This window comes from Pseudomonas sp. BJa5 (genome assembly GCF_030272875.2).
GTDB lineage: Bacteria > Pseudomonadota > Gammaproteobacteria > Pseudomonadales > Pseudomonadaceae > Aquipseudomonas.
Genome location: NZ_JALRNG020000052.1, coordinates 1 through 25,748, shown reverse-complemented (window position 1 = coordinate 25,748; position 25,748 = coordinate 1). Strand labels below are relative to the sequence as shown.

Here is a 25,748-nt window from a genome sequence, read left to right as displayed (position 1 = left end):
GAGATGTTCGGTAAACTAAGTCTGGATGCGATTCCGTATCACGAGCCGATAGTCATGGTGACACTCGCCATGATCGCGCTCGGCGGTATTGCGGTGATCGGTGCAATCACCTATTTCAAAAAATGGTCCTACTTGTGGACCGAGTGGCTGACTACGGTCGACCACAAGAAAATCGGGGTGATGTACATCATCGTCGCGATGGTCATGCTGCTGCGCGGCTTTGCCGACGCCATCATGATGCGTACCCAGCTGGCTGCGGCCACTGGTGGCTCCGAAGGCTATCTGCCGCCTGAGCACTATGACCAGATCTTCACCGCTCACGGTGTGATCATGATCATCTTCATGGCGATGCCATTCTTCACCGGCCTGATGAACCTGGCCCTGCCTCTGCAGATCGGTGCACGTGACGTTGCCTACCCGTTCCTGAACTCCCTGAGCTTCTACCTGCTGCTGGCAGGCGTGCTGCTGGTCAACATCTCCCTGGGTGTTGGTGAGTTCGCCAAGACCGGCTGGGTTGCCTATCCGCCGCTTGCGGGGATCCAGTACAGCCCTGGGGTCGGTGTCGACTACTACATCTGGGCGCTACAGCTATCGGGTCTAGGTACGACACTTACGGGCGTCAACTTCCTGGTCACCGTGCTGAAAATGCGCGCGCCTGGCATGAAGCTGATGGACATGCCGATCTTCACCTGGACCTGCACCTGGGCCAACGTTCTGATCGTCGCTTCGTTCCCGATCCTGACCGCCGCCCTGGCACTGCTGACTGTTGACCGTTATCTGGACTTCCATATTTTCACCAACGAGCTTGGTGGGAACCCGATGATGTACGTCAACCTGTTCTGGGCCTGGGGTCACCCTGAGGTTTACATCCTGATCCTGCCGGCCTTCGGTGTGTTCTCGGAAGTCACCTCGACCTTCGCCGGCAAACGCCTGTTCGGCCACAAGTCGATGATCTACGCTTCGGGTGCGATCGCGGTACTGGGCTTTGCGGTATGGCTGCACCACTTCTTCACCATGGGTTCTGGCGCCAGCGTCAACACCTTCTTCGGTCTGGCGACGATGCTGATTTCGATCCCGACCGGTGTAAAACTGTTCAACTGGCTGTTCACCATCTACCAGGGCCGTCTGCGCTTCACCGCGCCAGTCATGTGGACCCTGGGCTTCATGGTTACCTTCTCGATCGGTGGTATGACCGGCGTACTGCTGGCTGTTCCAGGTGCTGACTTCGTCCTGCACAACAGCCTGTTCGTAATCGCTCACTTCCACAACGTGATCATCGGTGGTGCGGTATTCGGCTACATCGCCGGCTTCGCCTTCTGGTTCCCGAAAGCCTTCGGCTTCACCCTGAACGAGAAGTGGGGCAAGGCTGCCTTCTGGTTCTGGCTGTCCGGTTTCTACGTGGCCTTCATGCCGCTGTACGCACTGGGCTTCATGGGTATGACCCGTCGCCTGAACCACTCCGACAACCCACTGTGGGAACCCTACCTGTACGTAGCCGTAGTCGGCGCCGTGCTGATCCTGTTCGGTATCGCTTGCCAGCTGATCCAGCTGTACGTATCGGTTCGCGACCGCAAGGACAACATGGACGTGACCGGCGACCCATGGGGCGGCCGTACCCTGGAATGGTCGACTTCGTCGCCACCTCCGTTCTACAACTTCGCCCACATGCCTGAGAAAGTCGGCCTGGATGCCTGGCACGAAGCCAAGGAAGCCGGTGTTGCCTACAAGGTTCCTGGCAAGTACGAAGCGATCCACATGCCGAACAACACCTCGACCGGTCTGTTCATGGGTCTGCTGCTGACCGTATTCGGTTTCGCCTTCATCTGGCACATCTGGTGGCTGGTGGGCGCGAGCCTGGTCGCTACCATCGCGGTCTTCGTTGCTCACGCTGCACGTGACGACCAGGGCTACATGGTGCCTGCCGAGGAAGTGGCGCGTATCGAAGGCGAGCGCTTGAAGTCCCTGGGCCTGGCTACCGGTTCGCCGGCCGGCGCACGTGTCAAATCGTTTGAACGGGTTTAATCAATGTCCAGTCATGTAATCAATGCAGACACTCATGCTCATGGTCACGACCATGGGCATGACGATCACCACCACGACTCGGGCCAGATGACCGTTTTCGGTTTCTGGCTGTACCTGATGACCGACTGCATCCTGTTTGCGTCGCTCTTCGCCACCTACGCGGTGCTGTCCGGCAGTTTTGCCGGCGGCCCGTCGGGTCACGACATTTTCCAGCTGGACTTTGTCGCGGTTGAAACCGCACTGCTGTTGCTGTCGAGTATCACCTTCGGCTTCGCCATGTTGCAGATGTTCAAGGGCAACAAGGGCGGCGTGCTGGGCTGGCTGGCCATCACCTTCCTGTTCGGTGCCGGCTTCATCGCGATGGAAGTCTATGAGTTCCATCACCTGATCGCCGAAGGCTACGGCCCGCAGCGCAGTGGCTTCCTGTCGGCGTTCTTCGCGCTGGTCGGTACCCACGGTCTGCACGTAACCGCAGGTCTGATCTGGATGGCAGTCATGATGTACCAGATCAACAAGCACGGTATCACCGGCACCGCCAAGACCCGCATGAGCTGCCTGAGCCTGTTCTGGCACTTCCTGGACGTGGTCTGGATCTGCGTGTTCACCGTCGTGTATCTGCTGGGAGTTCTGTAAATGGCTAACGCACATAACGCCCACGCCGAGGGCAACCACGGCAGCGTGAAGTCCTACCTGATCGGCTTCGTCCTGTCGGTGATCCTGACCGCGATTCCGTTCGGCCTGGTGATGTTCCCGAGCATGCCCAAAGACATCACGATCATGATCGTGGTGGCCCTGGCGGTCATCCAGGTGGTAGTCCACCTGGTGTACTTCCTGCACATGGACCGCTCGGCCGAGCAACGCTCCAACGTGTCGACCTTCCTGTTTACAGCGATGGTCATCGCGCTGCTGGTCGGTCTGTCGCTGTGGATCATGTTCAGCATCCACACCAGCATGATGGCGAAGTGAGGTAAGACGACATGTCCGTTAAGCACTTTATCCAAATCACCAAACCGGGGATCATTTTCGGTAACGTGCTTTCTGTGGCAGGCGGTTTCTTCCTTGCCGCGCAAGGGCATGTCGACTTCCTGCTGTTCCTGGCCACGGTAATCGGCACTTCGCTGGTGGTGGCGTCCGGTTGCGTGTTCAACAACTGCATCGACCGTGACATCGACATCAAGATGGAGCGCACCAAGAACCGTGCCATGGTTCAGGGCGAGATCTCGCTCGGCGTCGCGCTGGCCTACGCCACCCTGCTCGGGGTGGCGGGGCTCGGCCTGCTGTACGTGCAGGCCAACGCCCTGGCTGCGCTGTTCGGCCTGATCGGCTTCATCATCTACGTGGGTTTCTACAGCCTGTACCTGAAGCGCAAATCGGTGCACGGCACCCTGGTTGGCAGCCTGTCCGGTGCCATGCCTCCGGTGATCGGCTACTGCGCCGTGAGCAACAGCTTCGACCTGGCTGCATTGACCCTGCTGGTGATGTTCAGCCTCTGGCAGATGCCGCACTCCTATGCCATTGCGATCTTCCGCTTCAACGACTACCTGGCTGCCTCGATTCCGGTCCTGCCGGTCAAGCGTGGCATCGAGGTGGCCAAGAAGCACATCCTCTGGTACATCCTGGCCTTCCTGGTCGCGACCTTGATGCTGACCCTGGGCGGTTACGCCGGCGTCAGCTACATGGCCGTTGCCGCCGCCATGGGCATGTACTGGCTGTACATGGCCTGGACCGGCTACAAGGCTGCCGATGACCGGGTCTGGGCGCGCAAGCTGTTCGTGTTCTCGATCTTCACCATCACCGCCCTGAGCGTGATGATGTCGGTGGACACCAAGCTGCCGACCGATGTGCTGATGACGTACGCGCATTGATACTGGTGCGCTGAACAAAAACGCCCCGTGCTGCGAAGCACGGGGCGTTTTTGTTTGTGGGCGGCAGGGCTGCCCTCTGATCCCGCCTGCCAAGGACCCATAGCCTGTGCCTCACATTCACCTGGGAGGGATCACACCATGAGTATCTTGACTGTCTACTTCTGCGGTACCGGCTCGCATCGGTTCGATACCGCCAACCCCAACTTCTGGAATGGCGAACTGGTCTCCACCCTGGCCAGCAACGACCAGGGCCGGGAGTTCGCCCACTGGATTGCCATCGACGGACCGGGCAGCGGTAATCTGCAAGCCGACGACCTGTTTACCAAGACCAGGGAATATGGGCTGAGTGGGACGTTGTTCGGCAAGGGCTGGGAACAGAATGTCGAGCACGCCCTGCAGATCATAAAGGGCAAGTGTGACTGGAGGCGCAAGGCCTTGAGCAGGGACGAGTACAACCGCCTCAAGGCTGCCGGCGTGCCGATCGAGGATGTCGAGAGGACCGGCTCCTGGTTATGGCGCACCTATGACTACGGCGAGCGGCGAGTCACGCCGCAACAGTTGCAGGAGCAGATCATCAAGATCTTCCGCAAGGATGGCCTGCTGCCGACCCAGGTCAACCTGGTGGGCTGGAGCCGGGGCGGGATCAGCTGTCACATGCTGGCCAATGCCATGTTCAAGGATCCGCAGTTGAAGGGCATACCGGTGAACATCTTCGCTGTCGACCCGGTGCCCGGCGTGCTCAACCTGCAGCCCCATCGCATTCGCCTGGAGGGCAACGTGCGCCAGTACGTAGGCTTCTACTCGCGCGATGAGCGCTCCAGGGGCTTTGCCTGTGTGATCCCCGAAGCCGGCCCGCAGACCCGGATGCATATCTTCCCGCTGCCCGGGCGACATGCCACCCTGGTCGGCAACGCTTCGGCGGATGGTGCGGGGGCGGGCAGGATGCTGGCCGAGCCGGGCATGATCGTGCGGCATTTCGCAGAAGTCTGCCTGACGCGCTGGGGGGTGAAGCTGGACAAGCGCCTGGCGCTCAGCGACAAGCAGCTCAAGGACTACCATCAGGCGCTGGTGCGCGACGATGCCCGTTACCAGTCCATGCGCAGCCATTCCTATACCGTGCTTACCGAGTCGCAGAAGGGCGACCGCTTCGTACATCTGGGGGGCAGGGACACAGCGTTTTCGCAGGTAACGGGGAAATCGTTGAGTCCTGAGCTTGGCTTGGCAGCGACGCAATGGAGCGCGGTGAGCTATCGGGAAATCCGCTGAGCTTTCGCCGACCTTATCGCGGGGCAAGCCCGCTCTTACAGGCCTGCTTGCCATCCGTGGGAGCGGGCTTGCCCCGCGATTGCGCTCAATTCCCTTTACATCGCTACCCGACAGGTACTATTGTCTGCCTCGGCCACCGCAGTGGCCAACGTCGCTCGGACGGTTCCGGGCGCTTACGTCTTCGAGGAAGCCATGGCTGACCAAGGTTCGCCGCGCCGCTTTGCGCGCATCGATCGTCTCCCCCCCTACGTCTTCAATATCACCGCCGAACTCAAGATGGCCGCGCGCCGTCGTGGCGAGGACATCATCGACCTGAGCATGGGCAACCCCGACGGGGCCACGCCACCGCACATCGTCGAAAAGCTGGTGCAGGTCGCCCAGCGTGAAGACACTCACGGCTACTCGACTTCCCGCGGTATTCCGCGCCTGCGCCGGGCGATCTCGCGCTGGTACAAGGAGCGCTATGAGGTCGACATCGACCCGGAAAGCGAAGCCATCGTTACCATCGGCTCCAAGGAAGGCCTGGCGCACCTGATGCTCGGCACCCTGGACCATGGCGATACGGTGCTGGTGCCCAACCCCAGCTACCCGATCCACATCTACGGTGCAGTGATCGCCGGTGCCCAGGTGCGCTCCGTGCCGCTGGTGCCGGGCGTCGACTTCTTCAACGAACTGGAGCGGGCGATCCGCGAGTCGATCCCCAAGCCGAAGATGATGATCCTAGGCTTCCCCTCCAACCCGACCGCCCAGTGCGTCGAACTGGATTTCTTCGAGCGGGTGGTGGCCCTGGCCAAGCAGTACGACGTGCTGGTGGTCCACGACCTGGCCTACGCCGATATCGTCTACGACGGCTGGAAGGCGCCTTCGATCATGCAGGTGCCGGGCGCCAAGGATATTGCGGTGGAGTTCTTCACCCTGTCCAAGAGCTACAACATGGCCGGCTGGCGGATCGGCTTCATGGTCGGCAACCCGGAGCTGGTCAGCGCCCTGGCACGGATCAAGAGCTACCACGACTACGGCACCTTCACCCCGCTGCAAGTGGCCGCCATTGCCGCCCTGGAAGGCGACCAGCAGTGCGTGCGGGATATCGCCGAGCAGTATCGCCAGCGCCGCAACGTGCTGGTCAAGGGCCTGCACGAGCTGGGCTGGATGGTCGAGAACCCCAAGGCCTCGATGTATGTCTGGGCCAAGATCCCGGAACAGTACGCGCACCTGGGGTCGCTGGAGTTCGCCAAGAAGCTCCTGGCCGAGGCCAAGGTCTGCGTGTCGCCGGGCATCGGCTTTGGCGACTACGGTGACGATCATGTGCGTTTTGCCCTGATCGAGAACCAGGACCGGATTCGCCAGGCGGTGCGCGGAATCCGGCAAATGTTCCGGGCTGACGGGGTAGAGGTGAAGTCGCACAAGTAAGCGGCATTTATCCACTTATCGGCATGAAAGAAACCGTCCGTCAGCGACGGTTTTTTTCTGCCTGGCCCCCCTTCTCAAAATCGGGCCGAAGCATAGAATAGCGGCGGGTTCGCACCCAATAACCATAATTTGCCCCCCGTCTTCCTCATCATGTCCGAATACAATCCTTGCTTGAACTGCGGCGCCTGCTGCGGGTATTTCCGTGTGTCTTTCTTCTGGGGCGAGTGCGAGTCGGCGGGCGGCCTGGTGCCCGACGATCTGGTCGTGCAGATCAATCCGACCCGTGTGGCGATGATCGGGACCGACAGTAAACCCTGCCGCTGCATCGGCCTTGAGGGCGAGATCGGCAAGGGCGTGAGCTGCTCGCTCTATGAGCAACGCTCCAGTCCGTGCCGCGAGTTCGAGGCGGCCTGGGTCAATGGTCAGCCCAACCCCAGCTGCGATGCCGCCCGCGCCGCCTATGGCCTGCCGCCGCTGGAAGCCAACGAGCCGATCTGGCCGGAGGACGAAGAGCCGGAAGTCGCCTGAGGGCGCTGGCAGGGGCATGGGGATCTTGCGGTAGACTGTTCGGCTTTGGGGCCTGAACAGGAGTTCTTCCCGTGCCAACATCACAGTTTCCTCTCGACCTTGATCGGCGACAGGAGAAGGGCGAGTGAAGATCGCCCGGCACTACATCGCACTCACCTTGCTGCTGTTTCTGGCAAGCCTGTGTTTCAACGCCATGTACCTCGCTGGCGGGGGGCGCATGCATGCCCTGCAGGCCCTGTTGTACGGGCCCTGGGGCGTGATGTTCGGTATCCACGGCTGGTTTGCCAATCCGTTGCTCGGGCTGGCCATCCTGCTGCACCGCCGCTGGCGCCGTGTGTCGCTGGTGCTTGGGCTGGCGGCGCTGTACCTGGCGTTGGCGAGCCTGGGGATCGAGCGCCTGCCGGACAACCGCAGCTACGAATTCGTCGACTTGATCCACTTCGGGCCTGGCTACTACCTGTGGCTGGGGGCGATCCTCGGCTTCTGCCTGGCGCAGGCCTGGTGGTGTCACCTTGCCCGTCAGGGTGAACCGGTGCCAGGCTGGCACTGGGGCGACGGCCTGCTGGCGGTGGCGTTGGGCGTTCTCATCAACTTCGGGCTCCAGGCCCCCAGCCTGCGCTTTGAAATCGAGCGGGCGCTGGAGCCACCGCCCATACTCCAGCCCTCGAATCCCAAGGCCATCTAGCGCGAAGTCGAGGTGCCCCATTGCACCACCAGCATGCCGACCACGATCAGCCCGACCCCGGCCAGGCGCAGGCTGTTTACCGGGCGCTGTGCCAGGCCCATGAGCCCCCACTGGTCGATCAGCAGGGATGACAGCACCTGGCCGGCAATCACACAGACGATAAATCCGGCAGCGCCCAGGCGTGGTGTGAGCACCAGTGCGGCGGTGATGTAGGCGACGCCGGCCACACCGCCCAGCCAGGCCCACCAGGGCGCCTGGGCCAGGGCACCGAGCTGCGGCAATGGAGCGCGCAGCACCAGCAACGCCGGGATGACCATCAGGACGCTGACCCCGAGGGACACCAGGGAGGCCCACAACGGGTGCCCGAGGAGGCGCCCGAGGGTGGCGTTGCTACCGGCCTGGAAGGGCACCGCCGCACCCGCCAGCACGGCGATGGTCAAGGGCAAGAAGGCGGCGGGGGAAAAAGACAGGCTCATGGCAAGACTCCTTGAAAGTGACTTGCTAGAGTCTTGGCTATCGATACCGGTAATGGAAATTCGAACGATGCACGGGAGTTATTCGCCTGATGGATGATCTGCGCCGCATAGACCTCAACCTGCTGCTCACCTTGCATGCCTTGCTGGCTGAGCAGCATGTGTCCCGCGCAGCCTTGCGCCTGCATCGCAGTCAACCGGCGGTGAGCCATGCACTGGCGCAGCTGCGAGAGGTGTTCGCCGACCCCTTGCTGGTGCGCCGGGGTGGGCGTCTGCACGCCACGGCCCGTGCCCAGGCCTTGATCGAGCCACTGCAGCAGGCCCTGGAGCAGCTCGACGGCTTGATTGCCCGGCCCGGCTTCGAGCCGGCGAAGGCGCGGCGCAGCTTTCGCCTGGCGATGTCGGACTACGGCGCCCGGGTAGTGTTGCCGGGGCTGATGCGAGTGCTGCGTGAACAGGCGCCGGGGATCGATCTGGTGGTCATCCAGGGTAGCCGCGAGGCGATGCTGGGTCATCTGTTCGATGGCGAGGCCGACCTGGCGCTGGGGGTGTTCCCGCAGGTGAACACCGAGCTGCAGGTTGAAACCTTGTTCGAAGAACGCTTTACCTGCGTTGCCGACCGTAGCGGCCTGCCGCCGCGTGGTGGCCTGAGCCTGGTCGACTGGCTGGCACGGCCCCATGTGCTGGTGGCCGTGCGACCGGGCATCGACAACGAAATCGACCTGGCGCTCGCCGAGATCGATGCCCGCCGGCGGGTGGCGTTGGCACTGCCTCACTGGGCGGCGGCCCAGGAGGTGATCGCCGGTACCGACCTGGTCCTCACGGTGGCACGGCGCAGCCTGGATAGCGGCAAGCTCGACCCGCGTCTGCGCCGGTTCCAGCCGCCGCTGCCGATCAAGGCATTCGGCTTTCAGCAGGCCTGGCACCAACGTCGAGCAGGGGATGCCGGTCACCGCTGGTTGCGCGAAAAGGTAGTCGCAGTCTGTAGGAGCGGGCTTGCCCCGCGATGCGCTGTAACTGACAGCCCCTGATCATGTAACTGCAGCCCATTGTGCAAGATCGGTGCGCCCTGCATCCTGACACCCCCTTACAAGGAGTTCCCCCCAATGAAGCACACGCTGCTGCCCATCGCGCTGATGACCACCATCGCCCCCTTAGCCATCGCCCAGGGCGATTCGCCTGCCTACAGCCAATGCATGAAAACCGCCACCACCACGCTGGACATGAATAACTGCAACGGCGCCGAGATCGAACGCCAGGACGCTCGCCTCAATAGCGCCTACAAAACCGCCATGGCCGGCCTGGAGACCGACCAGCAAGGCAAGTTGCGCGATGCCCAGCGCCTGTGGATAAAGTACCGTGATGCCAACTGCGGCCTGTACTACGGCCTCACTGGCGGCACCATGGACCAGCTCAACGGCGCAGGCTGTGTGCTGGAGATGACCAAGGCCCGGGCGGACGAACTGGGGAAACTGCTCGGACCTTGAGTGGCATCCGATCAGTGTCTTGCGGCGCGTGCCCTGAGGTATTCACGCACCTCGATCTGGTCGCCGGAAAACTCGATGCGTTCAGCCTTGCTGTCACGCTGGTAGGCATACATCGGGTCGTAGTACTCGCTGAGCAGGTCGCTGATCCAGGCACGATGCAGCGCGACATCGCCGCTGCGCCGCTGTTCGTCCAGGGCTTGCTGCAACAGGGCTGACAGGCGCTGGTAGCGCTCGCCGCCCAGGCGCTTGAGGATGTTCCCCATGCTCTGTTGCAGGCGCTCGGCAAAGCGCAGGAAGCCGTGCTCGTCACCATGCAGGGCGACGAACTCGGCGCACAGCTGGGTGACGTAGTCGTCCAGGATCCGCTCGACGCGACTGTCGAAGCTGTCTTCCAGCCACACCAGCGGGTAGTGGCGCATGCCCTGGTACAGTTCCAGGGGCACGGCGCAGCTGCCGACGATACGCCCTTCATCTTCCAGCACGAATTGCTCGATGCCACGGGCACGCTTTTTCAGCAGATCGATGGCCAGGCCGTTCTCGAAGTCGATCTGCGCCGGCTGGCCGGTGGCGCGCTTGCCAAAGCTTGAGCCGCGGTGGTTGGCGTGGCCTTCCAGGTCCAGGGCGTTGTCCAGTGTGTGCAACAGCTCGGTCTTGCCGGTGCCGGTGAGGCCGCCGACCAGCACGAAGCTGCATTCGTCAACAGCGCCCTGGGTCGTCTGCAGCAAGAAATTACGCATCGCCTTGTAGCCGCCGACCACTTTCGGGTAGTGGATGCCGGCTTCTTCCCTGAGCCATTGCTGGACGATCTGCGAACGCAGGCCACCGCGAAAGCAATAGAGGTAACCCTCGGGGTTGGCCCGGGCGAAGGCGGCCCAGCCGGCAATGCGCTCATCCTTGCTGCGGCCGTTGACCAGTTCATGGCCCAGGACAATGGCCGCCTGTTGGCCGTGTTGCTTGTAACAGGTGCCGACCTTCTGCCGTTCCAGGTCGTTCATCAGCGGCAGGTTGATGGCGGCGGGGAAGGCGCCCCGGGCAAACTCGACCGGGGCACGCATGTCCATCATGGGGACATCGTTGAGAAACAGTTGGCGATAGTCGCTGCTGTTGTCACGCATTACCGCACCTCGACCGCATGTCTCTGTCGCTCGACCAGTTCGCCGATCGGTGCCAGCGCAAGGCCCAGTTCGGCGGCGACGGCGAGGAATTCGGCTTCACCCTCTGGTGTCACCGCCACCAGCAGGCCGCCGCTGGTCTGCGGGTCGCACAGCAGGTGCTTCTGCTCTTCGCTCAGGGGGGCGATCTTGTCGCCGTAGCTGTCGAAGTTGCGCAGGGTGCCGCCGGGGATGCAGCCTTCGGCCAGGTAATGCTCGACTCCTGGCAGGCGTGGCACTGCGTTGTAGTCCAGGCGCGCGCTCAAGCCACTGCCGTCGGCCAGCTCCACCAAGTGACCGAGCAGGCCGAAACCGGTGACATCGGTCATGGCGCTGACCCCGGCCAGCTTGCCGAAGCGGCTGCCGGGGGTGTTGAGGGTGCACATCCAGTCGCGGGCCAGGCCTTTGTCCTGTTCGCGCAGTCTGGATTTCTTCTCGGCGGTGGTGAGAATGCCGATGCCCAGTGGCTTGGTCAGGTACAGCCGGCAACCCCGGGTGGCGGTATCGTTGCGCTTCATGTGGCGCTTTTGCACCACGCCGGTGACGGCCAGGCCGAAAATGGGCTCGGGGGCGTCGATCGAGTGTCCCCCGGCCAGTGGAATGCCCGCTTCGGCGCACACTGCACGACCGCCACGAATGACTTCGCGGGCCACTTCCGGGGCCAGTACGTTGATCGGCCAGCCGAGAATCGCGATGGCCATCAGCGGATCACCGCCCATGGCGTAGATGTCGCTGATCGCGTTGGTGGCGGCGATGCGGCCGAAGTCGTAGGGATCATCGACGATCGGCATGAAGAAATCGGTGGTCGACACCACGCCGCGCTCGTCATCCAGGGCGTAGACGGCGGCGTCGTCGCGTGAGGCGTTGCCGACCCAGAGTTTAGGGTCCAGCGCCTGGGTGCCGCTTTCGGCAAGAATGACTTCCAGCATCTTCGGTGAGATCTTGCAGCCGCAGCCGGCTCCGTGGCTGTACTGGGTCAGACGAATCGGTTCGCTCATAGGCACCTCGAACTAGGGTTAGGTGCGAGTGTATCAAAGCTGGCCTTTGCACCGAGGCCTCTTATAATTCCCGGGGCGGCCTGATGCCGGCTGCATCTGCCATCGAACTGGAGAAGTCCCTATGCTCAAACGTCCCCTGGCGCTGTTCGCCGGCCTTGTGTTGTCGTGCTCCACTTATCTGGCCCAGGCGGGAGATACCCTGAAGGTGAGCGCCATTCCTGACGAGGCGCCCACCGAGTTGCTGCGCAAGTTCAAGCCGCTGGGCAAGTACTTGGAACAGCAGTTGGGCATGAAGGTGGAGTTCGTGCCGGTGGCCGACTATCCGGCCGTGGTCGAGGCACTGGCTACCGATCGCCTGGACATGGCCTGGCTGGGCGGTTTTACCTTTGTCCAGGTGCACTTGAAGAGCCCGAACGCCACCCCGCTGGTGCAGCGTGAGCAGGACGCCAAATTCACCAGCAAATTCATTACCGCCAACCCCAAGGTCAAGAGCCTGGCCGACCTCAAGGGCAAGACCTTTGCCTTCGGTTCGATTTCGTCCACCTCCGGCAGCCTGATGCCGCGTTACTTCATGCTCAAGGACGACAACATCAAGCCTGAGACCTACTTCAGCCGCGTCGCCTATTCCGGGGCCCATGATGCTACCGCCGCCTGGGTCCAGGCCGGCAAGGTCGATGCCGGTGTGCTCAATGCCAGTGTCTGGCAAAAATTGGTCGACGCGGGCAAGGTCGACACCAGCAAGGTCAGGGTCTTCGCCACCACGCCCAGCTATTACGACTACAACTGGACCGTGCGCGGCAACCTCGACCCGGCCCTTAAGGAGAAGATCAAACAGGCCTTCCTCGCCCTCGATCCGGCCAAACCGAAAGACAAGGCGATCCTCGACCTGCAGGCTGCCAGCCGCTTCATCGAGACCAAGCCGGACAACTACAAGGGTATCGAGGAGGCCGCCCGGGCCGCTGAATTGCTGAAATGACCATCCGCCTCAGTGGTGCCGGGCTGCGTCATGGACAGGTCCAGGCCTTGCTCGGCGTCGATCTGCAGATCGACGCCGGTGAACGGGTGGCGATCATCGGCCCGTCCGGTGCGGGCAAGTCCAGCCTGTTGCAGTTGCTCGCCAGCGCCATTGCGCCGGATACCGGTAGTGTCGAGTTGCTGGGCGAGGCGCCGTGGCGGCTGTCGGCGTCCGCCCGTCAACGTCTGCGGGCCCGTATCGCGCTGATCCATCAGGCTCCGCCCTTGCCGCCCCGGCAACGGGTGGTGACTGCCGTGCTGGCCGGGCGCCTGGGGCAGTGGAGCACCTTGCGCGGCTTGCTCAACCTGCTGCATCCCTCGGATATCCCCGGCGTACGCGAGGTGCTGTCCGGCCTGGGCGTCGCCGACAAGCTGTTTGCCCAGTGCGGGCAACTGTCCGGTGGCCAGTTGCAGCGCGTCGGTATTGCCCGGGCGCTGTACCAGCAGCCGGAGATCCTGCTCGCCGACGAGCCGGTGTCGGCCATGGACCCGGTGCTGGCCGAGCACAGTCTTAAAATTCTCAACCAGCACGCCGGCGAGCGCGGCGTGACCCTGGTCGCCAGCCTGCATGCGGTGGAGCTGGCGCTGGCGCATTTCCCGCGGGTGGTCGGCATTCGTGAAGGGCAGGTGGCGTTCGATCGTCCGGCAGGGGAGGTGTCCGGCGAACTGCTCGATGCCCTGTATGCCAACGAACACCTGGCCTCGCCGCCCTTGATAGTGCCGGCCCTCAACCTGCAGATTCCACGATGCTGAAGGCGCACGCCCGCGACCCGGCAGCGCTGCCCAGGCTGTTGCTGGCCTTGCTGGCCGTTGCCCTGTTGTGGCCAGGAATCCGTCTCAGCGAGCTGGACCCCGGAGTCTTGCTGCAGGCCGACAATCGCCGGGAAATGGCCAACTTCGTCAGCGCCTTCTGGCCGCCGGCCCATGATCGGGACTTTCTTGGCCTGTTGTTCGAGGCCACATTACAGACCTTGGCCGTGGCGACGGCGGGCATGGCCCTGGCCTTGCTCCTGGCGATCCCGGCCAGCCTGCTGGCCAGCCGTGCCTTGTCGCTGCGGGCCGCGTCCCGGGGAGGGCGCCTGGGGTTCTGGTCGCGCGCGGTGCGCCTGCCGGTGCGCGGCCTGCTGATCTTCCTGCGCAGCGTGCCGGAAATCGTCTGGGCGCTACTGTTCGTTCGCGCCGTGGGCCTGGGGCCGACCGCCGGGGTGCTGGCCATCGCCATCACCTACAGTGGCATGCTCGGCAAGGTCTACGCGGAGATCTTCGAATCGGTCAACCAGCGCCCGGCCCATGCCCTGTTGCAGGCGGGCAGCAGCCGCTTGAGCGCGTTTTTCTACGGCGTCCTGCCGGATGCGGCGGCGGAGCTGGTGTCCTATACGGTGTACCGCTGGGAGTGTGCAATTCGCGCTTCGGTGGTGATGGGCTTCGTCGGCGCCGGTGGCCTGGGGCAGCAGATCGACCTGTCGATGCGCATGTTCGCCGGGGCGCAAGTGGCGAGCATGTTGCTGACCTTCCTGGTGCTGGTCTGGTTGGCCGATCAGCTCAGCCGCTTGCTGCGTGGGAGGCTGGCATGAGAGCGCTGGTCAATGCCGCGTTGATCCTCGCCGTCGTGGCGGCGGTACTGGCGTCGTTCACCTACCTGAGCCTCGACCTGCAAGCGCTGTTCGGTGGTGACGGGTTGAGGCAGATGGGGGCCTATGCGCTGCGTTTTTTCAGTCCCGACCTGAGTCCGGATCATCTTCGGGCGGTGGCCAGGGGGGCGCTGGAGACCCTGGCCATGTCTGGTCTGGGGACCTTGCTCGCGGTTGTTCTCGGGCTGTTGCTGGCCTTGCCGGCGGCAGGGCGTTTCGGCTGGCCGCTGCAGGGCGCTGCGCGTCTGCTGCTCAATGCCCTGCGGGCGATCCCGGAACTGGTCTGGGCGGCGCTCACAGTGCTGGCGGCAGGCCTGGGACCGAATGCCGGTACCCTGGCGCTGGCGCTGCACACCAGCGGCGTGCTTGGTCGCCTGTTCGCCGAAGCCCTGGAGAACGCACCGCCCGAGCCTGCTGCGGCGATCCGCCTGCAGGGCGGCAGCCAGGCCGCGGCATTTTGCTTTGGCACCTTGCCCAACCTCTGGCCGCAATTGCTGGCCTATAGCTTGTACCGCTGGGAGAACAACATCCGCATGGCCAGCGTGCTGGGGTTTGTCGGGGCCGGTGGCCTGGGGCAGATGCTCTATACCACCCTGAGCCTGTTCCAGGAGGCCCAGGCCAGCACGGTGATCATCGCCATGCTGGTGCTGGTGTTGCTGGTGGATGCCCTGAGCGACCTGCTCAGGCAGCGCTTCGTACGCGCCTGACCTTTGTAGGAGCGGGCTTGCCCCGCGATGAGGCCATCCAGCTACTTTGGTCAGGGAAACAGACTGCAGCCAATACCGAACTGACTGAATCCAGCAACGCTTTCCCCCGTGTCATTGTCGGCTCCGGCAGAAGCGATCAGCCGGTGACGCCGAGCGTCGGGGATTGGCTTGCGGATATGTATCCAAAAGGATACGATCGGGTACGGTATGAGCTATCGCGTTTTACAGACATCCAGCTTTTCTTCCTGGTTGATATCGATGCGTGATCTGCGCGCGAAAATGGCAATTGCTCGAAGGATCGAGCGTGCAAGTGCCGGGAATCTTGGCGACGTGAAGTCAGTAGGTGGGCACGTGTCTGAAATGCGAATGGATGTCGGGCCTGGCTATCGGGTTTATTTCACGAGGCGAGAGGCCGTCGTCATTGTTCTGCTGGCGGGTGGGGACAAGTCATCCCAATCCGGTGATATTCAACTGGCCAGAAAGCTGGCCGAGGAAATCTGGTCATGAGTCTGGCACTCGTCGAATTCGATATGGCCTCACTGCTGGACAGCGATGAGGCGATCAGTGAATACCTTTCTCAAGTGCTGGCTGCGGGGGATCATGAAGAGCTCATTCGCGCGCTTGGCTATGTGGCCAGGGCTCGAGGCATGGCACAGATAGCCAGTGCCAGTGGCCTGGGGCGTGAAAGTCTGTACAAGGCGCTGTCTCCAGGCGCCAAACCGCGCTTTGACACGGTGCTCAAGGTTGTTCGTGCCTTGGGGATCGACCTTCTGGCCCAGCCTCACAGCCCATCCAGACGCTGAGCACCGACAGCACCTACAGCACCTGTTTCATCTGCACCAGCGCCACCCGCGTGTTGCCCGGCCCCTGGCGCTCCTCGACGGCGAACGGCAGGAACCCCAGCTGTGGATAAAGCAGCAACCCCGCGGTGTTGTGGTTGAAGCAGGACACCCACACCTCTCGGGCATCGAACTGGCTGCGCGCCAGCTCGATCATGCACTGCACCAGGTACCGCGCCACGCCGTGACCGCGTGCGGCGGGGGCGACCACCACATTGCCCAAGGCGCAGACACCACCCTGTTCAGCCTTGTAGAAGTTGGCAAAGGCCAGCACCGTGCCGTCACCCTCGACCACGGTCGAGCCGCTGCGGCTGGCGATGGCGTCGCTCAACTGTGCCGGCGTCAGCGGGTGCTCGGCCTTGGGGAACATATAGAACAGTTCATCCGCGCCCTGTGGGAAGCAGCAGATCGTAGCGATGTCGTGGGGCTGGACGGGGCGGTGGGTCAACTGCATGGGGCGGCTCTCTCTCGGGGCAAGGGCGTTGCAGGGATCGTACACACAATCCCTGCCCGGCCCCTAACCCTAGACCGTGGAGCTCACCCGTGCCGGCTGCCCGTGCTGTCGGGTCAGGACGATGCCGACCAGCGATATCGCCAGTGCCAGGCCGATGGTGGTGGTCACTTCGGCGCGGTGTTCCGGGGTCATCAGCATGACGCCCAGGGCGGCGATGATGAAGACGATCACCGCGTAAGTGAGCCACGGGAACAGCCACATGCGCACCTCAAGTTGCACCTGCTGGCGGCGCAGCATCCCGCGCATGCGTAGTTGCGAGATGGCGATGACCAGGTACACCAGCAAGGCGATGGCTCCGGAGCTGGCCAGCAGGAACTCGAACAGGCCCGCCGGGGCGAAGTAGCTGACCACGGTAATGACCGCACCCAGCACCGTACTGGCCATCACCGCCATGCGTGGCACGCCGGCCGAGGAGGTGACTTTCACCTGTTTCGGCGCCTCGCCGCGCTTGCCCAGGGAGTAGAGCATGCGCGAGGCGATGTAGATCGACGAGTTCATGCAACTGGCCACCGCGACCAGCACCACCACATCCATCATGAACTTGGCGTGGGGAATGTTCATCAGCTCCAGCGCGCGCTGGTAGGAGCCCACCTCGGCCAGCAGCGGGTCGTTCCAGGGCACGATGGAAATGATCACGGAAATCGACAGCAGGTAGAACACACCGATTCGCCAGATCACCGAGCGGGTGGCCCGGGCGATGTTCTTTGCCGGGCTTTGCGATTCGGCGGCGGCGATGGTCACCGCTTCGATACCGATAAAGCTGAACATCACCGTAATGAAGGCGCCCACCACGGCAGAGGCGCCATTGGGTGCAAAGCCGCCGTGCTCATCGAGCAACCGGCTCAAGCCGCTGACTTCGCGATCCGGCACCCAGCCCATCAGCGCGGCAAAACCCAGGGCGATGAAGGCGATGATCGCCAGCACTTTGAACATGGCGAACCAGAATTCGAACTCGCCGTACTTGGATACGCTGAACAGGTTGGTCGCCGCCAGGACGATGATCGACAGCAGGGCGAACAGCCAGGCCTCGACCTGGGGGAACCAGTTGTTCAGCACATGCCCGGCTGCCAGGGCCTCGATGGGAATCACCAGGACCCAGAACCACCAGTACATCCAGCCGATGGTAAAGCCCGCCCAGGGCCCGATGGCCTGGTCGGCATAGGTGGAAAAGGAACCGGTATCGGGCCGGGCCACGGCCATCTCGCCGAGCATGCGCATCACCAGGATGACCAGGATGCCGGACAGGATGTAAGCCAGGATGGCCGCGGGGCCGGCGGCGGCAATGGCATGCCCGGAGCCGACGAACAACCCGGCACCGATGATGCCGGCAATTGAAAGCATGGTGACATGGCGCGGCTTGAAGCCCTGCGCCAACTGACCTTTCGAATCTTCGGAGCCCAAGCTGATCATTATGCTTATTCTCTTTGTGTTTGATCCTGGGAGGCGTTGACCGATCGTCAGGCGAGCATCACTAGTTGCCTTCAAACACCTTGGAAGTGGCATGGCTAAAACGTGTAAGTTGTTCTGATCGATCAGTCAACACAACGAATGCATGGTTGAAAGAGGCCGGGCAACATTACCTAGGAGTATCGTCTGGCGTGTTTGTCGATTACGCCGTGATCGAGTCCGATTGCGACATCGGGGCGAGGACTTTTCAGCGCTCGGGATGGCCTGAAAGCGAGTGCTGAGGCCGACTGGAGAGGTTTGCCGGTTTTCCGTATAATCGCGCTTCCGCCAGAAAGGCGGTGTTTCATAATTTAAAGGACTTTGTATGAAAAAGCTGTTGAAAGCATCGGTTGCTGTCGCTGTAGTTTCGGGCGTAGCACTGCTCTCGGGTTGCACTGGTCAAGTCTACAACCAGCCAAAGAACTGCTCTTACGACTACCTGTTCCACCCTTCGGTTTCCATTTCTAAAGTTATTGGCGGTTGCGGCCCGATCGACAAGCTGCCGCAACAGCAATAACTTTAGCGCTGCACTGATCAATCCGTTTCAGGGTTGATCCAAGGCCCCCTGCTACCCGATGTAGCAGGGGGTTTTTGTTTTCTGCTTTCTGCTCGCCATGCGCGTGATGGCTCATCGGCTACGTGCGCCAGAAAAGGTTGGAAATGCAATCCACAGGCGGCCTCGGCGACCACCTTGTTAAGGTGGGTTGGGCATCCCAGGCCTGTCGCTTTTCTACCCCGACTATGGAGCAACATCATGAAGGTATTCTTGTTCGGCGCATTGCTGAGCGCAGCGGCCGTGGCCCAGGCACAGACACAGACAGTGGAAATGGCCCTGGTGGGCGCAGACGGCGTCACCAACCCCATCGGTACGATCACCCTTGAACAAGGCAAGTACGGAACGCTGTTGATCCCCGACTTGCGCGATCTGCCGCCCGGCGTGCATGGCTTTCATTTGCATGAGAAACCCTCCTGCGCAAGCACCACGGTCGATGGCAAACGCATACCGGCCGGCGGCGCGGGCGGGCATTGGGATCCGGACAATAGCCAGCGTCACAAGGGTCCTTACGATGATGCCGGGCACAAGGGCGATCTGCCCGCGCTCTATGTCACCGCCACAGGCACTGCAACCTACCCTGTGCTGGCGCCACGTCTGAAGGTTGCCGAGTTCAAGGGGCATGCGCTGATGGTGCATGCCGGTGGTGATAACCACAGTGATCACCCGCAGCCGCTGGGTGGGGGCGGGGCGCGCGTGGCGTGTGGCGTGGTGCGCTGAATCGCGCCCACAAAAAAGCCGACTTCTCAGTCGGCTTTTTCATGCGTTTGGTGCCCCGAGGGAGACTCGAACTCCCACTCCTTTCGAAAACGGATTTTGAATCCGCCGCGTCTACCAATTCCGCCATCAGGGCTTGTGGCGGCGAAGTATAGAGAGGCGCCTACCGTTGGTCAATCAGGTTTCATGGTCAATTTTCGTGGTTTCGGCTAAACTTTGCGACCCTGTCGAACCGAACACCATCATGCGCGTCGCCGATTTTTCCTTTGAGCTTCCTGATTCCCTGATCGCTCGCCATCCGCTGGCGCAGCGCCACAGCAGCCGGCTGTTGACCCTGGACGGGCCGAGCGGGGCGCTGGCCCATCGCCAGTTCACCGACCTGCTCGAGCATTTGCGCCCGGGCGATCTGATGGTGTTCAACAATACCCGGGTGATTCCGGCGCGCCTGTTCGGCCAGAAGGCCAGCGGCGGCAAGCTGGAGATTCTCGTCGAGCGTGTGCTGGACAGCCATCGTGTGCTGGCCCACGTGCGTTCGAGCAAGGCGCCCAAGCCGGGTACGCAGATTCTGGTCGATGGCGGTGGCGAGGCCGAGATGGTCGCCCGTCACGACACGCTGTTCGAGCTGCGCTTTACCGAGGAGGTGCTGCCGTTGCTCGACCGGGTCGGGCACATGCCGCTGCCGCCTTACATCGACCGTCCGGACGAAGGCGCCGACCGCGAGCGCTACCAGACGGTGTATGCCGAGCGCGCTGGCGCCGTTGCCGCGCCTACTGCCGGCCTGCACTTCGATGAAGACCTGCTGGCGAAGATCGCCGCCAAGGGCGTGGAAACCGCCTTCGTCACCCTGCACGTTGGCGCCGGCACCTTCCAGCCGGTGCGGGTCGAGCGCATCGAAGACCACCACATGCATAAAGAGTGGCTGGAGGTCGGTCAGGACGTGGTCGACGCCGTGGCCGCCTGTCGCGCCCGGGGTGGCCGAGTGATCGCCGTGGGCACCACCAGTGTGCGTTCGCTGGAAAGCGCCGCCCGTGATGGCGTGCTCAAGGCCTTCAGCGGCGACACCGACATCTTTATCTTCCCGGGCCGGCCGTTCCATGTGGTCGATGCCCTGGTCACCAACTTCCACCTGCCCGAATCCACGCTGCTGATGCTGGTTTCGGCCTTCGCCGGTTACCCCGAGACCATGGCTGCCTACGCGGCGGCGGTGGAGAACGGATACCGCTTCTTCAGTTACGGTGATGCCATGTTCATCACCCGCAATCCGGCGCCGCGCGGCCCCGAGGATCAAGCATGAGTCGCACCTGTCGTATGTCCTTCGAGTTGCTGGCCACCGACGGCAAGGCCCGTCGTGGCCGCCTGACGTTCCCCCGTGGCGTGGTCGAGACCCCGGCGTTCATGCCGGTGGGCACCTATGGCACGGTCAAGGGCATGCTGCCCCGGGACATCGAGGCCATCGGCGCGCACATGATCCTGGGCAACACCTTCCACCTGTGGCTGCGTCCCGGCACCGAGGTAATCAAGGCCCACGGCGACCTGCATGACTTCATGAAGTGGCAAGGCCCGATCCTCACCGACTCCGGTGGTTTCCAGGTGTTCAGCCTGGGCGCCATGCGCAAGATCAAGGAGGAGGGCGTGACCTTCGCCTCGCCGGTCGACGGCTCCAAGGTGTTCATGGGCCCGGAAGAGTCGATGCAGGTCCAGCGTGACCTGGGCTCGGACGTGGTGATGATTTTCGACGAGTGCACCCCGTACCCGGCAGACGAGGACGTCGCGCGCGTTTCCATGGAGCTGTCCCTGCGCTGGGCCCAGCGCTCCAAGAATGCCCATGGCGACAACACTGCGGCGCTGTTCGGCATTGTCCAGGGCGGCATGCACGAGAACCTGCGCATGCGCTCGCTCGAAGGCCTGGAAAAGATCGGCTTCGACGGCCTGGCCATCGGCGGCCTGTCGGTGGGCGAGCCCAAGCACGAAATGATCAAGGTGCTGGACTACCTGCCGGGCCGGATGCCGGCTGACAAACCTCGTTACCTTATGGGGGTAGGCAAACCGGAAGATCTCGTTGAGGGTGTGCGCCGCGGCGTCGACATGTTCGACTGCGTGATGCCGACGCGCAATGCGCGCAACGGTCATCTGTTTGTCGATACCGGCGTGATCAAAATCCGTAACGCGTTCCATCGTCATGATGATTCGCCACTGGATCCGACCTGCGACTGCTACACCTGCCAGAACTTCTCCCGCGCTTATCTGCACCACCTGGATAAATGCGGCGAAATGTTGGGTGCCATGTTGAATACAATCCACAACTTGCGCCATTACCAGCGTTTGATGGCTGGTTTACGCGAGGCTATTCAACAAGGTACATTGGCCGCCTTTGTCGATGCCTTTTACGCCAAGCGCGGGCTGCCTGTGCCGCCCTTGGACTGATGTTCTGTCGATCCCTAACAAGTACTGATTGCAACTGGAGTGCCACATGAGCTTTCTGATCCCTGCCGCTTACGCGGACGCCGCTGCCCCTGCCGCCGGCCCAGCCGGTACCGGCTTCGAGTGGATTTTCCTGGTAGGTTTCCTGGTCATCTTCTACCTGATGATCTGGCGCCCGCAGGCCAAACGTGCCAAAGAGCAGAAGAACCTGCTGAGCAACTTGCAAAAAGGTGATGAAGTTGTCACCAATGGCGGCATTGCCGGCAAGATCGTCAAAGTAGCCGACGACTTCGTGGTCCTGGAAGTTTCCGATAACGTCGAGCTGAAGTTCCAGAAGGGTGCCGTTGCCGCGACCCTGCCAAAAGGTACGCTCAAAGCGATCTGATTTACGTTTTTTACCAATCGACGGGGCGCGCAAGGCGCCCCGCGTCTTGAACGGGCGGCGTGATGCTGAACAAATACCCTCTGTGGAAATACGCACTGATCCTGGTGGTACTGGCGATCGGTTTTATTTATTCCGCTCCCAACCTCTACCCTGATGATCCGGCCGTCCAGGTCAGTGGTGCCAGCACGGCGCTGCAGGTCACTCAGGCGGATCTGGACCGCGCGAGCAAGGCGCTCGTCGAGGCCGGTATCCAGGTCAAGGCCGCGAGCCTGGGCGAGAAGGGCAAGGGCGCACTGCTGCGCCTGACCAAGCAGGAAGACCAACTGCCAGCCAAGGATGTAGTGCGCAAGGCACTGGGCGATGACTACGTGGTAGCCCTGAACCTGGCCCCGACTACCCCGCAATGGCTGCGCAACCTGGGCGCAAGCCCGATGAAGCTGGGTCTGGACCTGTCCGGTGGCGTGCACTTCCTGCTGGAAGTGGACATGGACAAGGCCATGGCGGCCCGCCTCAAAGTCTACGAAGGTGAAGTCAAGAGCCTGCTGCGCAAGGAGCGTGTGCGCTACCGCAGCCTGCCGCAACAAGACGGCGGTATTGTGCTGGGCTTTGCCGATGATGCATCCCGCGAACAGGCGCGTAGCCTGATCCGCAAGAATTTCAACGATTTCGAGCTGACCACTGCCGAGCGTAACGACATGGCGGTCCTGCGCCTGGCGATCACCCCGGCCAAGGTCGCGGAAATCCGTGAATACTCGATCAAGCAGAACCTGACTACCGTGCGCAACCGGGTCAACGAACTGGGCGTGGCCGAGCCGCTGGTCCAGCGCCAGGGCGCCAACCGTATCGTGGTCGAGCTGCCGGGTGTGCAGGACACCGCCGAAGCCAAGCGTATCCTGGGTAAAACCGCGAACCTGGAGTTCCGTCTGGGTGCCGAGCCAGGTGCTTCCAAGGCCACCACCGAAGTCTTCGAATTCCGCGAAGGCGGTCGTTCGGCAGCGGTGGAGCGTGGCCTGATCATCACCGGTGACCAGGTAACCGATGCCCAGGCCAGCTTCGACGAGCAAGGTCGCCCGCAGGTGAACATTCGCCTGGACGGCCATGGTGGCGAACTGATGAGCCGCGCGACCCGCAGCAACGTCGGTCGCAGCATGGCGGTGATCTTCATCGAGCAGCGCCCGATCACCCGCTACGAGAAGAAGGTGGTTGACGGTGTCGAGAAAGACGTCGCCATCCAGACCTTCCAGGAAGAGAAAAAGATCATCAGCCTGGCGACCATCCAGTCGCCACTGGGCAGCCAGTTCCGCATCACCGGCCTGAATGGCCAGGGTGAGTCCTCGGAACTGGCCCTGCTGCTGCGTGCCGGTGGTCTGGCGGCGCCGATGTACTTCGCCGAAGAACGTACCATCGGTCCTAGCCTGGGTGCCGACAACATCACCAAGGGTATCGATGCATCCCTGTGGGGCATGCTGTTCGTCTCGCTATTCATCATGGCCATCTACCGCTTCTTCGGCCTGATCGCCACTGTCGCCCTGGCCGGTAACATGGTCATGCTGCTGGCGCTGATGTCCCTGCTGGGCGCCACCCTGACCCTGCCGGGTATCGCCGGTATCGTCTTGACCATGGGTATGGCGGTCGACGCCAACGTGCTGATCTTCTCGCGGATCCGCGAAGAGCTGGCGGCCGGTATGTCGGTGCAGCGCGCCATCCACGAAGGCTTCAACCGTGCCTACACGGCGATCGTCGACGCCAACCTGACCACCTTGCTGGTCGGCGGCATCCTCTTCGCCATGGGTACCGGTCCGGTCAAGGGCTTCGCGGTTACCATGTCCCTCGGGATTTTCACCTCGATGTTCACGGCCGTCATGGTTACCCGCGCAATGGTCAACCTGACCTGCGGTGGGCGTGATATCAAGAAGCTGTGGGTTTAAGGGGCTGCCATGCTACGTACCATCAACTTCATGGGTGTACGCAACGTCGCGTTCGGCGTCACCCTGCTGCTTACCGTGCTGGCGCTGTTCAGCTGGTTCTACAAGGGCCTCAACTTCGGCCTGGACTTCACCGGCGGTACGCTCATCGAGCTGACCTACGAGCGTCCGGCCAACCTCGGCCAGGTGCGTGAGGAGCTGGTCAAGGCCGGCTTCCAGGACGCCGTGGTGCAGAGCTTCGGCGCTACCACCGACCTGCTGGTGCGCATGCCGGGCGACGACCCGATGCTGGGCAACCGTGTGGCCGAGGCGCTGCAGAAGGTGAGTTCCGACAACCCGGCCGTGGTCAAGCGCGTCGAGTTCGTCGGCCCGCAGGTGGGTGAAGAGCTGCGTGACCAGGGTGGCCTGGGCATGCTGCTGGCCCTGGGTGGCATCATGATCTACCTGGCCTTCCGCTTTCAGTGGAAGTTCGCCCTGGGCGCGATCCTGTCGCTGGTGCATGACGTGGTCGTGACCATGGGCATCCTGTCGTTCTTCCAGATCACCTTCGACCTGACGGTGCTGGCGGCGGTGCTGGCGATCATCGGCTACTCGCTCAACGACACCATCGTCGTCTTCGACCGGGTGCGGGAGAACTTCCGCGTGCTGCGCAAGGCTTCGCTGATCGAGAACATCAACATCTCGACCACCCAGACCCTGCTGCGCACCATCGCCACCTCGGTGTCGACCCTGCTCGCCATCGCTGCGCTGCTGTTCTTCGGTGGCGACAACCTGTGGGGCTTCTCGCTGGCGCTGTTCATCGGTGTCATGGCCGGTACCTACTCGTCGATCTACATCGCCAACGTGGTGCTGATCTGGCTGAACCTGAGCAGTGAAGACCTGATTCCTCCGGTCAAGGCCGAGGGTGTGGACGACCGTCCATAAGGGTTGTTCCCGCACTGATCGTCGTAGAAGAAGGCGCGAGTATTGAACTCGCGCCTTTTTTTTTGCTCCAAGGCAAGGAGAAGGCGGGTTAAGTCCCGCAGGTACGATCAGGAGGTTCACGTGAACAAGTCAATGCTGGTGGGTGCGGTTCTGGGTGCTGTCGGTGTGACTGCCGGTGGCGCTGTGGCCACCTACAGTCTGGTCAAGAGCGGTCCGGAGTTCGCCCAGGTAATGGCGGTACAACCGGTCACGCAGACCGTCAAGACTCCACGGGAAGTGTGCAAGGACGTGACAGTGACGCGTCAGGCGCCGGTCAAGGACCAGCACCAGATCGCCGGTACCGTGCTGGGCGCGGTGGCGGGTGGTTTGCTGGGTAACCAGATCGGTGGTGGTACCGGCAAGAAGATCGCCACGGTGGCCGGTGCGGTCGGTGGTGGCTATGCCGGTAACAAGGTGCAGGAAGGTATGCAGGAACGTGATACCTATACCACCACCCAGACCCGCTGCAACACGGTCAACGACCTGAGCGAGAAGGTCGTCGGTTATGACGTGAAGTATTCGATTGGTGACAAGGTCGGTCAGGTTCGCATGGATCGTGATCCGGGCTCGCAAATTCCGCTGGATAAGGAAGGCAAGCTGATCTTGAGCGAGGCGCCGCCGCAGCAGTAAACCTCATCGCGGGGGGCCCCCCCCCCGACACACGGGGGGGCGGGGTGGGCCCCCGCCCCATTTCCACCAAAAAAAAAGACCCCCCGCGGGGAAGTGTTTAATGAGAGAAGGAAAAAAA

At 62.4% G+C, this 25,748-nt stretch carries 30 protein-coding genes and 1 tRNA gene; 25 read left to right on the top strand and 6 right to left on the bottom strand.

The annotated features are described in order from the left end of the window. The first annotated feature begins 3 nt into the window (after positions 1-3). The 8 genes from cyoB (at position 4) to M2D63_RS23295 (ending at position 7,776) form a co-directional block, all read left to right on the top strand. Entirely contained in the window at positions 4-2,022 is a 2,019-nt protein-coding gene (cyoB, locus tag M2D63_RS23330) for a cytochrome o ubiquinol oxidase subunit I (protein ID WP_285865425.1), read from the top strand. Positions 2,023-2,025: 3 nt separating this feature from the next. Further along, entirely contained in the window at positions 2,026-2,655 is a 630-nt protein-coding gene (locus M2D63_RS23325; protein WP_285865423.1) for a cytochrome o ubiquinol oxidase subunit III, read from the top strand. Then, positions 2,656-2,988, top strand: coding sequence for a cytochrome o ubiquinol oxidase subunit IV (cyoD, locus tag M2D63_RS23320; RefSeq protein WP_285865422.1), 333 nt, complete (start codon positions 2,656-2,658; stop codon positions 2,986-2,988). Positions 2,989-2,999: 11 nt separating this feature from the next. Continuing rightward, complete coding sequence (gene cyoE, locus M2D63_RS23315; RefSeq protein WP_285865421.1) at positions 3,000-3,887, top strand: heme o synthase; 888 nt, start codon at positions 3,000-3,002, stop codon at positions 3,885-3,887. 138 nt (positions 3,888-4,025) lie between these two features. Next, positions 4,026-5,153, top strand: a complete 1,128-nt coding sequence (locus M2D63_RS23310) for a hypothetical protein (RefSeq protein ID WP_285865420.1) — start codon at positions 4,026-4,028, stop codon at positions 5,151-5,153. 192 nt (positions 5,154-5,345) lie between these two features. After that, complete coding sequence (alaC, locus tag M2D63_RS23305) at positions 5,346-6,563, top strand: alanine transaminase (RefSeq protein WP_285865419.1); 1,218 nt, start codon at positions 5,346-5,348, stop codon at positions 6,561-6,563. Positions 6,564-6,713: 150 nt separating this feature from the next. Continuing rightward, complete coding sequence (locus tag M2D63_RS23300) at positions 6,714-7,091, top strand: YkgJ family cysteine cluster protein (protein ID WP_285865418.1); 378 nt, start codon at positions 6,714-6,716, stop codon at positions 7,089-7,091. A gap of 130 nt (positions 7,092-7,221) precedes the next feature. Beyond that, complete coding sequence (locus tag M2D63_RS23295; protein WP_285865437.1) at positions 7,222-7,776, top strand: hypothetical protein; 555 nt, start codon at positions 7,222-7,224, stop codon at positions 7,774-7,776. Here M2D63_RS23295 and M2D63_RS23290 read toward each other — a convergent pair. Next, positions 7,773-8,252 carry a DMT family transporter gene (locus M2D63_RS23290; RefSeq protein WP_285865417.1) on the bottom strand — a complete coding sequence of 160 codons (480 nt, stop codon included), beginning with the start codon at positions 8,250-8,252 and terminating at the stop codon, positions 7,773-7,775. The genes M2D63_RS23295 and M2D63_RS23290 overlap by 4 nt on opposite strands. 89 nt (positions 8,253-8,341) lie before the next feature. On the opposite strand from M2D63_RS23290, the gene M2D63_RS23285 reads away from it, so the two are divergent. Next, positions 8,342-9,280 (top strand): LysR family transcriptional regulator, encoded by a 939-nt coding sequence (locus M2D63_RS23285; RefSeq protein WP_285865416.1) that lies wholly within the window; start codon positions 8,342-8,344, stop codon positions 9,278-9,280. 75 nt (positions 9,281-9,355) lie between these two features. After that, a complete protein-coding gene (locus M2D63_RS23280) occupies positions 9,356-9,736 on the top strand; it encodes a lysozyme inhibitor LprI family protein (RefSeq protein WP_285865415.1) in 381 nt (126 codons plus the stop codon). An 11-nt stretch (positions 9,737-9,747) separates the two neighbouring features. Here M2D63_RS23280 and mnmH read toward each other — a convergent pair whose 3' ends face one another. Next, on the bottom strand, positions 9,748-10,851 hold the full coding sequence (gene mnmH, locus M2D63_RS23275) for a tRNA 2-selenouridine(34) synthase MnmH (protein WP_285865414.1): 1,104 nt from the start codon (positions 10,849-10,851) through the stop codon (positions 9,748-9,750). Then, positions 10,851-11,885, bottom strand: a complete 1,035-nt coding sequence (gene selD / locus M2D63_RS23270; RefSeq protein ID WP_285865413.1) for a selenide, water dikinase SelD — start codon at positions 11,883-11,885, stop codon at positions 10,851-10,853. Before selD ends, mnmH begins: the two co-directional genes overlap by 1 nt. Before the next feature lie 121 nt (positions 11,886-12,006). Here selD and M2D63_RS23265 point away from each other — a divergent pair, with 121 nt between their 5' ends. Genes M2D63_RS23265 through M2D63_RS23235 form a run of 7 tightly spaced genes read left to right on the top strand, consistent with a single transcriptional unit; the run spans position 12,007 to position 16,040 of the window. Next, a complete protein-coding gene (locus M2D63_RS23265) occupies positions 12,007-12,861 on the top strand; it encodes a putative selenate ABC transporter substrate-binding protein (RefSeq protein WP_285865412.1) in 855 nt (284 codons plus the stop codon). Continuing rightward, positions 12,858-13,652 carry a phosphonate ABC transporter ATP-binding protein gene (locus M2D63_RS23260; RefSeq protein ID WP_285865411.1) on the top strand — a complete coding sequence of 265 codons (795 nt, stop codon included), beginning with the start codon at positions 12,858-12,860 and terminating at the stop codon, positions 13,650-13,652. The genes M2D63_RS23265 and M2D63_RS23260 overlap by 4 nt, the downstream gene beginning before the upstream one ends. Then, positions 13,646-14,473, top strand: coding sequence for an ABC transporter permease (locus M2D63_RS23255; protein WP_285865410.1), 828 nt, complete (start codon positions 13,646-13,648; stop codon positions 14,471-14,473). Before M2D63_RS23260 ends, M2D63_RS23255 begins: the two co-directional genes overlap by 7 nt. Further along, positions 14,470-15,237, top strand: coding sequence for a phosphonate ABC transporter, permease protein PhnE (phnE, locus tag M2D63_RS23250; RefSeq protein ID WP_285865409.1), 768 nt, complete (start codon positions 14,470-14,472; stop codon positions 15,235-15,237). The genes M2D63_RS23255 and phnE overlap by 4 nt, the downstream gene beginning before the upstream one ends. A gap of 17 nt (positions 15,238-15,254) precedes the next feature. Continuing rightward, complete coding sequence (locus M2D63_RS23245) at positions 15,255-15,503, top strand: hypothetical protein (RefSeq protein ID WP_285865438.1); 249 nt, start codon at positions 15,255-15,257, stop codon at positions 15,501-15,503. Further along, a complete protein-coding gene (locus tag M2D63_RS23240) occupies positions 15,445-15,744 on the top strand; it encodes a type II toxin-antitoxin system RelE/ParE family toxin (protein ID WP_285865408.1) in 300 nt (99 codons plus the stop codon). Before M2D63_RS23245 ends, M2D63_RS23240 begins: the two co-directional genes overlap by 59 nt. Continuing rightward, positions 15,741-16,040 (top strand): addiction module antidote protein, encoded by a 300-nt coding sequence (locus M2D63_RS23235; RefSeq protein WP_285865407.1) that lies wholly within the window; start codon positions 15,741-15,743, stop codon positions 16,038-16,040. The genes M2D63_RS23240 and M2D63_RS23235 overlap by 4 nt, the downstream gene beginning before the upstream one ends. 13 nt (positions 16,041-16,053) lie before the next feature. On the opposite strand, the gene M2D63_RS23230 is transcribed toward M2D63_RS23235, so the two are convergent. Beyond that, positions 16,054-16,530 carry a GNAT family N-acetyltransferase gene (locus tag M2D63_RS23230; RefSeq protein ID WP_285865406.1) on the bottom strand — a complete coding sequence of 159 codons (477 nt, stop codon included), beginning with the start codon at positions 16,528-16,530 and terminating at the stop codon, positions 16,054-16,056. Between the two features lie 69 nt (positions 16,531-16,599). Beyond that, positions 16,600-18,000: a GABA permease gene (gabP, locus tag M2D63_RS23225; RefSeq protein WP_285865404.1), complete on the bottom strand. Its 1,401-nt coding sequence runs from the start codon at positions 17,998-18,000 to the stop codon at positions 16,600-16,602. A 361-nt stretch (positions 18,001-18,361) separates the two neighbouring features. Between gabP and M2D63_RS23220 the strand changes: the two genes are divergently transcribed. Both M2D63_RS23220 and sodC read left to right on the top strand, forming a co-directional pair. After that, positions 18,362-18,553, top strand: coding sequence for a DUF4223 family protein (locus tag M2D63_RS23220; RefSeq protein WP_285865402.1), 192 nt, complete (start codon positions 18,362-18,364; stop codon positions 18,551-18,553). Between the two features lie 237 nt (positions 18,554-18,790). Next, complete coding sequence (sodC, locus tag M2D63_RS23215) at positions 18,791-19,309, top strand: superoxide dismutase [Cu-Zn] SodC (RefSeq protein ID WP_285865401.1); 519 nt, start codon at positions 18,791-18,793, stop codon at positions 19,307-19,309. Positions 19,310-19,357: 48 nt separating this feature from the next. Here the strand turns inward: sodC and M2D63_RS23210 are convergent. Continuing rightward, positions 19,358-19,442, bottom strand: a tRNA-Leu gene (locus M2D63_RS23210). 108 nt (positions 19,443-19,550) lie between these two features. Between M2D63_RS23210 and queA the strand changes: the two genes are divergently transcribed. From queA to M2D63_RS23180, 6 genes are all read left to right on the top strand, one after another. After that, the gene (gene queA / locus M2D63_RS23205) at positions 19,551-20,600 is read left to right on the top strand and encodes a tRNA preQ1(34) S-adenosylmethionine ribosyltransferase-isomerase QueA (RefSeq protein WP_285865399.1); all 1,050 of its coding nucleotides are present in this window, start codon (positions 19,551-19,553) and stop codon (positions 20,598-20,600) included. Positions 20,601-20,614: 14 nt separating this feature from the next. Next, the gene (gene tgt, locus M2D63_RS23200) at positions 20,615-21,730 is read left to right on the top strand and encodes a tRNA guanosine(34) transglycosylase Tgt (RefSeq protein ID WP_285865436.1); all 1,116 of its coding nucleotides are present in this window, start codon (positions 20,615-20,617) and stop codon (positions 21,728-21,730) included. Between the two features lie 46 nt (positions 21,731-21,776). Then, positions 21,777-22,112: a preprotein translocase subunit YajC gene (gene yajC / locus M2D63_RS23195; protein WP_010223473.1), complete on the top strand. Its 336-nt coding sequence runs from the start codon at positions 21,777-21,779 to the stop codon at positions 22,110-22,112. A 62-nt stretch (positions 22,113-22,174) separates the two neighbouring features. Beyond that, complete coding sequence (secD, locus tag M2D63_RS23190) at positions 22,175-24,040, top strand: protein translocase subunit SecD (protein WP_285865398.1); 1,866 nt, start codon at positions 22,175-22,177, stop codon at positions 24,038-24,040. A gap of 9 nt (positions 24,041-24,049) precedes the next feature. Further along, entirely contained in the window at positions 24,050-24,961 is a 912-nt protein-coding gene (gene secF / locus M2D63_RS23185; RefSeq protein ID WP_285865397.1) for a protein translocase subunit SecF, read from the top strand. A gap of 120 nt (positions 24,962-25,081) precedes the next feature. Continuing rightward, positions 25,082-25,630 (top strand): glycine zipper 2TM domain-containing protein, encoded by a 549-nt coding sequence (locus M2D63_RS23180; RefSeq protein WP_285865396.1) that lies wholly within the window; start codon positions 25,082-25,084, stop codon positions 25,628-25,630. The last annotated feature ends 118 nt before the right edge of the window (positions 25,631-25,748 follow it).